Source organism: Ignavigranum ruoffiae (assembly GCF_900110675.1).
Taxonomy (GTDB): domain Bacteria; phylum Bacillota; class Bacilli; order Lactobacillales; family Aerococcaceae; genus Ignavigranum; species Ignavigranum ruoffiae.
This window is the reverse complement of record NZ_FOEN01000008.1, coordinates 100,773-107,614: the sequence shown is the minus strand read 5'-3', so window position 1 is coordinate 107,614 and position 6,842 is coordinate 100,773. Positions and strand designations below refer to the sequence as shown.

The 6,842-nt window shown below is 41.7% G+C and carries 8 protein-coding genes; 1 reads left to right on the top strand and 7 read right to left on the bottom strand.

Annotated elements, in window-relative coordinates; translation table 11 throughout:
- From BMX34_RS07350 to rlmD, 3 genes are all read right to left on the bottom strand, one after another.
- Positions 1–218, bottom strand: a 218-nt coding sequence (locus BMX34_RS07350) for a helix-turn-helix domain-containing protein (RefSeq protein WP_143440743.1), incomplete at its 3' end; no start/stop codon positions are given.
- A gap of 66 nt (positions 219–284) precedes the next feature.
- Entirely contained in the window at positions 285–743 is a 459-nt protein-coding gene (locus tag BMX34_RS07345; RefSeq protein WP_092572306.1) for a hypothetical protein, read from the bottom strand.
- A 229-nt stretch (positions 744–972) separates the two neighbouring features.
- Positions 973–2,346, bottom strand: coding sequence for a 23S rRNA (uracil(1939)-C(5))-methyltransferase RlmD (rlmD, locus tag BMX34_RS07340; RefSeq protein WP_327077513.1), 1,374 nt, complete (start codon positions 2,344–2,346; stop codon positions 973–975).
- A gap of 258 nt (positions 2,347–2,604) precedes the next feature.
- Here rlmD and BMX34_RS07335 point away from each other — a divergent pair, with 258 nt between their 5' ends.
- Positions 2,605–3,633: a glycosyltransferase family 4 protein gene (locus tag BMX34_RS07335; protein WP_092572304.1), complete on the top strand. Its 1,029-nt coding sequence runs from the start codon at positions 2,605–2,607 to the stop codon at positions 3,631–3,633.
- Positions 3,634–3,927: 294 nt separating this feature from the next.
- Here BMX34_RS07335 and BMX34_RS07330 read toward each other — a convergent pair whose 3' ends face one another.
- The 4 genes from BMX34_RS07330 to BMX34_RS07315 form a co-directional block, all read right to left on the bottom strand.
- Positions 3,928–4,257, bottom strand: a complete 330-nt coding sequence (locus BMX34_RS07330; RefSeq protein WP_092572302.1) for a hypothetical protein — start codon at positions 4,255–4,257, stop codon at positions 3,928–3,930.
- Positions 4,250–5,110: an HAD family hydrolase gene (locus BMX34_RS07325; protein ID WP_092572300.1), complete on the bottom strand. Its 861-nt coding sequence runs from the start codon at positions 5,108–5,110 to the stop codon at positions 4,250–4,252. Before BMX34_RS07325 ends, BMX34_RS07330 begins: the two co-directional genes overlap by 8 nt.
- A gap of 94 nt (positions 5,111–5,204) precedes the next feature.
- Positions 5,205–5,807: an ECF transporter S component gene (locus BMX34_RS07320; RefSeq protein WP_092572298.1), complete on the bottom strand. Its 603-nt coding sequence runs from the start codon at positions 5,805–5,807 to the stop codon at positions 5,205–5,207.
- 3 nt (positions 5,808–5,810) lie between these two features.
- Positions 5,811–6,806 carry an alpha/beta hydrolase gene (locus BMX34_RS07315; protein WP_092572296.1) on the bottom strand — a complete coding sequence of 332 codons (996 nt, stop codon included), beginning with the start codon at positions 6,804–6,806 and terminating at the stop codon, positions 5,811–5,813.
- Positions 6,807–6,842 lie beyond the last annotated feature (36 nt).

Genomic DNA, 6,842 nt, shown 5'->3' with positions numbered 1-6,842 from the left:
TGATAGGTATAAACCTTCCCATGTTGCTTTTGTTGACGGACTTGTTCCACCGAACCCCGTTTGATTTCGTTATGAATTGTTTGGGGCGCCCGTCCCAGTATTCGCGCAATGGCTCGGTTAGAATAGCCTTGTTTTTTCAACAATTCAATTTGGCTCCGTTCTTTGAAAGATAAGTGTTTTGATTTGCGATTAGATGTGGTAAAGTGAGTTTGCGTCATGTAAATTCATCCTTCTTATATTTTTGTGTCGTGACTTAAATATAACATGAATTTACATGGCTTTTATTATTTTTTAGCGGTGGCTAAGTTGATTATAAAATCCGCCAAATTTAACTTTCGATATTTCCTAATACAATTTTCCATTTCAGTATCATTGTCATTAATATTTTGTTTATAATTGTGTTTTGGTTTTAAATTATGAAATTCTATGAACTCTGCAACTTCAACTACCCTACTAAAATCATTAATATACCATGTATTATTGTTATTAAACAATTGAAGAACTGTATATTTATTGTATTCCAGTAATTTTTTAATCTCTAAATCTAGTGTGGTCAAGTTTTTAGTCTTAATGAAATAGATTGGCCCATTGAACTTTTCATTAATTGAAACCCACCAGTTTGTTGTATAAGGTGTATTACTTAAAAATCTATTAATAAAATAATATTCTGTTAAGTAACCACCTATAATTTTGGAAGTTCTCGTTCTTAAGATATCTTCTACATCAATTTTTTTAATTTGCATAATATCAGCCTTTCTTTTTCAGAAAATATAGTGGTGATAAAATACTACATATACTTTTTTTATTAAATTAAGTTAATAGTTCTCATTTATCTGATAGATCAATTTCCCAATACAATCTTATACTTCTCATTGAAAACTCACTATATAAACAAAACTCGAAAACAATTATACTAAAAAATCAACCTTCTGAACATGAATAGCACATTCAAAAAGCTGATTTAACAACATTTTATTCTTTTACTTTTTCAATCAATACTACGGTTTCAACATGCACTGTCTGTGGGAACATGTCGACGGGTTGGACGGTTTGGACTTGGTAGCCGACATCAGCGAATTGGCGGCAGTCACGGGCGCAGGAGGCTGGGTTGCAGGAGATATAGACAATCCGGTCAGGGCACAACTCGACGAGGGTTTGGATAAATTGGCTATCCAAGCCTTTTCGAGGCGGGTCTACGACGGCTACATCAAAGTGAATGCCATTGCTTTGCCATTGAGGTAAGATTGTCTCGGCGGGACCTGCTTGGAAATGGACATTGTCGATGTGGTTGAGTTGGGCATTTTGTTTGGCCATCTCAATCGCTTCAGGAACGATTTCCATGGCGTAGACTTCCTTGGCATGTTTTGCTAATGCAAGGGAAATTGAGCCAATACCACAGTAGGCATCCAGAACCGTTTCTCGACCTGTTAATTGAGCGCGGTCAATTCCAACTTGGTAGAGTTTTTCCGCTTGGGGAGTATTGACTTGGTAGAACGAATGGGCAGAAATTCGCAGACGATTGCCTAGCATTTCATCTTCTAAATAGTCTTGCCCCCACAGGCAATGATTGTCTCGACCCATGATGACATTGGTTCGTTGGTCTTGAATATTCTGCATAATTGAGACCACTTCGGGCAGGGCTTTAGCGATTGCTTCGGCTAGATTTTGTAATCCTTTGACTTGCTTTTGTCGGGTAACTAGGACGACCATCATCTCTTTTGAATAGTAGCCCCGTTTAATGATGATATGGCGGATATCGCCTAGGTGATCGGCTTCATTATACGGACTAATCTGATATTGGCGGAGCAGGTCGCGAACCAATAGAATCGCTCGGTCGATGTCGGGTTCTTGAATATGAAAGTCCTCGACAGCAACCAGGTCATGACTATTCTTACGGAAAAAGCCGGTCTGCAATTGGCCCTTTAAGGCACGGACTGGGATTTGAGCTTTATTACGATACTGCCATTGACGGTCGCTGGCAAGAGTTGGTGCCACTTCGATATCGTCAAAATGACCTAAGCGCTGGAAAGCATCCTTGACTACTTTTTGCTTATAGGCTAGTTGGCTAGAATAATTCATATGTTGCAGCGTCATGGTACCGATTTGTCGTCCTAGGTCGTCTTTGAGTTCAACCCGATCTGGACTGATTGTGATTATTTTTTCCAGTCGGCCAAAGCCATAATTTTTCTTAACTTTGGTGGCTTTAAATGCTATCTCTTCGCCGGGGATTACGCCCTCGACAAAGAAGGGAAAGCCATCGATTTTGACCACGCCGGCACCTTGGGTATTGAGGTCTGCGACTTGGCCTTGATAATGTTGATTCTTCTGGAATTTCATTGTTGCCATGTTCTCTCTCCTTAAATCATCATGTTTTGCTAAATGTCTTTTTAATGCTAATCGTTATTAATCTTTCTTATTTCGATAATGTATCCAATCTAATCGCATCAATCAGCTCAGTCGATTGATATGGGTTCAATATATGTCAACACGCTACATTATTGGCTTCAATACTGGACTGATTTGGGCGAGCTTTTCACTTGTCTTATTTTATACTATAATGGACAAAGTAACTAAGCGCTACCAGGCTTAGGAAGGAGTATGCCTATGTTAAGGGTCCATATGTTCTCTACGGCTGAATCGGTTAAGGGTCAGGGAGTCGGGGCAGCTTATATTGAGCTGATTCAAATGTTGAAGAAATACTTCCCCAATAAATTCGCCATTGAGATTAACAATTATCAAGCCAGTGATATCTCACATTATCATACCATTGATCCGCGCTACTATGCTTCGACCTTTGCTCGTAAGAAGAGAGGCGTGATGGTCGGGGCGGTTCACTTCCTTCCCCAAACGTTAGAGGGGAGTATTAAGTTACCCCGCTTGGTTCAATCTTTGATGGGTCGCTATGTTCTGTCGTTCTATCAGCGGATGGACCAATTGGTCGTGGTGAATCCTTCTTTTATTGAAGAGTTGGTAGCCTTGGGCTTGCCGCGAGAGAAAATTACTTATATCCCCAATTTCGTGTCTAAGGAATCTTTCTACCCACAAGATGCTAGCCAGAAAAAGGGCTTCCGCCAATCCTTAAACATTCCTGAGGATAAATTAGTCGTGTTGGGTGTGGGTCAGATTCAGAAACGTAAAGGGATTGATGATTTTGTTCAGTTAGCGATCGATAACCCTGAGATTCAATTTGTCTGGGCCGGTGGTTTCTCTTTCGGTCAGATTACCGATGGCTATGACAAATATAAGCAAATTTATGAGAATCCGCCAGCTAATTTATATTTCCCTGGCATTGTTGACCGGGAAAAGATGAATGATTATTATAACCTCGCTGATATCTTTCTCCTACCATCTTACAATGAATTATTCCCGATGGCTATATTGGAAGCTTTCTCAGCAGGAACGGCGGTCATGTTACGTGATTTATCACTCTATCATGCTATTATTGATGATTATTATTACCCTTGCGCTGACCGTCAGGCCATGCATCAGGCTCTGAATAAATTCCAGGCCAATCGGCAAGCGCTTGAGGATTATAAGGCGAAGTCATTGAAAGCTTCTGAATACTATTCAGAACCTAACGTGGCCAAACTATGGGAGCAATACTACCAACGTATTTATACTCAGAAAGCCTAAGATATGCGTCGTTGATTGCCCTAGCTTTGCTAGCTAGATACATGATATTTTTAACTCGGTGAGCACTACATATAAACTTTCAATCACCAAATAATCTATATCCTAGATAGAAAAATACAAGTAAAAATAAAATCAGCCCGAATTGAAACACTTCGTCGACAATGATGAACGGTGAATTTCAATTCGGGTATTTTTCTACTGAATTTAATAAAAGAGTTTGACTGACTAGGTTCAAGCTGAGATGAGGAAGTTCCAATCTAAAGATTTCGCAGAAATATCTTACTTGAACCAGTCTTAATCTTCGAATAGTTGACTTAGGTAATCGTCCAGTCGGTCTTTATCTCGGGCCTGTTGGGCTTGGGAAATGTTATTGGGATTGAGATAATAACGGAAAACCTCTTCCTGGTCAGCGTTTAAAGCAATCACTGCTTCCCCTTCGTCAGGGTCACTGACCGTGGTCACGGAGCTAAACTTTGCCTGCGCCCAGTCCATAATTTCTTCTTTAACTGCTTGTCGAAGTACCCGATACATACTGGCCACTGCTTTAGGTAGGTAAAAGATATCGACTTGCTCAAATTCTTGTTCAGCAGTCGACGGCTTGTTCCCTTTCTTACGCTTAGCCATGATTCACTCCTTTCGAGTGTTGGTAGGCTGTCAAGAAATCAAGGTTGCCTTCTCGCAAATATCTTTCCAAGATATCAAGCACGGCCTGCTCTTCGTTGCTGGCAATTTGATAGCGACAGGCGGCTAATAAATCTGGATCAGCATTCCCCATGGCCATACTATAGGCAACCCGTTCCATCATCGACAAATCGTTCAGGCTGTCGCCAAAAGCCATGGCCTTGGCCGGTTGAATCTGCCGTTTATTTTCGAGGAATTGGACCGCTGAACCCTTGCCTCCATGTTGAGAAATCAGATCAATCCACCCTTCTCCGCTAGTTACCACGGTACTGGTGGGGAAGCGACGACCGAGCTCTTGAGCCATGGTCTTGCTTTCAGCCAGATTATGTTCGGTATGGATGGCAATCTTAGTCACCGCAAAATCAGCGGGTAAATCAGCAAATTGATCAATCGTTTCAGCGTTATTGTTATATTGCCAGAATTGTTTCATCACGGAAGGTTTTTCCTGGCGGAAGTAGGTAATCGTTCCATCGGTAATCATCGGATAGTAACCAGGCTGAGAGGTAATATAAGCTAAGGCTGGTTGAATAATATTCGGGTCAACTTTGGCCACGTGAATGGGCTGGCCATTTTGGACAATATAATTCCCATTATCCGTAGCAAAATAAATATCCCGCCCTTCATCTTGGTCGAAATAATCGACTACTTTGTGGTACGAGTTACCGGTAGCGATCATCAAGAGACAACCCCGGTCGCTTAGCCCTTGCTTAATCCGGGCGAAACGATCTCGGTCGTAGGTTTTATTACTTCTTAAAAGGGTTTCATCTAAGTCAATAACTACTAAATCTAAATCCATGCATAACTTCCTTCTCTATTTACTCAGTTGCTGCTTAAAGATAGAAAACAAGATTGTACACCCAAGTAAGTGTAACAATCTTGTCTATGAATTTCTAACGACGGATGGCTTTCTTCAGGGCCACTAAGATCAGCGGTGTTAAAATCCCCGCAAAAATTGCTTCAGGGATGCCATTGGCGACGATGATTCCACCAATGATTGACCAAAGGTCACTCATTTGCGCCCCTTCAATGGTTCCAATAAATTGGTTGCCGGCGAAGAGTCCCACGGCTGATAAGACAAATAAGGTATTTAGGAGTGACCCTAAGACCCCACCCACCATACCTACAAGTTTGTCGCCCACGCCTTTTTTAAATAAATAGCTGGCAATCAGGCCTAAAATCAAAGGCATCAGTAAACGGGGCAAGACAGAAATTAAGGGATTGGTAAAGACCAACCGTTCGAATGGCGTTCCGCGGAGATAGGCAATAATCATGGCAGTGATACCCCAAACACCGCCAATAATCATTCCATTTTTGGTGCCGAGCCATAGGGTGGCAATAATGACGGTCACATGAATAAAAGTTAAAGAGATGGCACCGAAACTAATATAACCCAGGGTTGGCACCCAAGATTGGATGAAGATAATCGCCATGAAGACGGCCATAATCACTAAATCCCGGGTCTTTCGATTACTGTAAGTTTTATGCTCAGACATCATTTATTCCTCACTCTCTTGATTCATTAAATTGACAATACGTTGACGGACCGGTCGTGCTTCATAGATCGGTAGGATAGGAAAGATATGATTCATCCGCTGACCCAGATAGGTTTCTATTTGGCCGTGACTAGCTTGAATAGCCTGCCTTAAGCGGAATGAATCCCAATACAGGAGTTCATGCGTGCCCACACTGACAAAAATCGGTGGTAACCCCGATAAATCACCGTAAATCGGACTGATCTGCCAATCTTTCACGCTGTAGGTCTTGCCGGCCCAGAATCGCCCCATCAATTGTAGAGCTGGCAAGTCCAACAAGGGATCTAAGGAATCAAAATGTTTGTAAGCCTTATCTTCCAGGCTTAAATCGAGCCAAGGAGAGATAAGAAAAATATGTCGGGCAAGCTCCGCCTTAGCTTGCTTCAAACTGATGGCTAGACTCAAAGCAAAGCCGCCTCCCGCCGAATCTCCCATCAGATACATCGGGCCTTTGGCAGCCCATTCTTGGTAGAGACGATAAACTAAGGGAAAGGCTTGTTGGTAGGAGTACTTCGGCGTCTTGTAAAATACGGGAAAGACGAGGCGGGCATCTGTCCGCGTAATTATATCACGAATAAAATCAAAATGAAAAGGGGTCGCATCAACGATATAGCCCCCACCATGCAAATAGAAAATAGTTTTCTGACCGGCTAAACCATGGTCATTCCAGACATAGACGGGCATGTCTTCAACAAAATATTTATCACTAATATGATGTACCCGCCAATCAGGGTTAAGTGGCAGGTCATTCTTTCGTTGACTTAATAAATCCACCACTAAATCTTGCCGTTGACTGGCCCAGGCTTGAAGTTGCTTTATCCCGGTCAATTGAGTGAAACGGAGCATGCGTAAACTAGAAGGTGATTGATGACGAACATTGTAGCTGTATAGATAATAAGCTGAAGCAATTAATATCGGCCAAGAAAATATATAGAGACTACGTTTCAAACAGCGGTTCATATCATCCCCCCTCTTTAGTTATATTATAACAAATTT